1 rRNA gene is annotated in these 668 nt (G+C 58.8%); it reads right to left on the bottom strand.

The annotated features are described in order from the left end of the window. Nucleotides 1-668: ribosomal RNA gene (locus ABD912_RS23220) — 16S ribosomal RNA — on the bottom strand; the annotation flags it as partial.

Below are 668 nucleotides of genomic sequence, written 5' to 3'. Positions count from 1 at the left end.
TGGAATGTCCCCCACACCTAGTGCCCAACGTTTACGGCATGGACTACCAGGGTATCTAATCCTGTTCGCTCCCCATGCTTTCGCTCCTCAGCGTCAGTTACAGCCCAGAGACCTGCCTTCGCCATCGGTGTTCCTCCTGATATCTGCGCATTTCACCGCTACACCAGGAATTCCAGTCTCCCCTACTGCACTCAAGTCTGCCCGTACCCACCGCAGATCCGGGGTTGAGCCCCGGACTTTCACGGCAGACGCGACAAACCGCCTACGAGCTCTTTACGCCCAATAATTCCGGATAACGCTTGCGCCCTACGTATTACCGCGGCTGCTGGCACGTAGTTAGCCGGCGCTTCTTCTGCAGGTACCGTCACTTTCGCTTCTTCCCTACTGAAAGAGGTTTACAACCCGAAGGCCGTCATCCCTCACGCGGCGTCGCTGCATCAGGCTTGCGCCCATTGTGCAATATTCCCCACTGCTGCCTCCCGTAGGAGTCTGGGCCGTGTCTCAGTCCCAGTGTGGCCGGTCACCCTCTCAGGCCGGCTACCCGTCGTCGCCTTGGTGGGCCACTACCCCACCAACAAGCTGATAGGCCGCGAGTCCATCCCCGACCGGAAAAGACCTTTCCACCACCCCCCATGCGGAAGGAAGTGAATATCCGGTATTAGACCCAG

It is taken from the genome of Arthrobacter ginkgonis, from assembly GCF_039540195.1.
GTDB lineage: Bacteria > Actinomycetota > Actinomycetes > Actinomycetales > Micrococcaceae > Zafaria > Zafaria ginkgonis.
The sequence above is the reverse complement of the archived record's forward strand: the minus strand, read 5'-3'. Positions and strand labels throughout refer to the sequence as shown.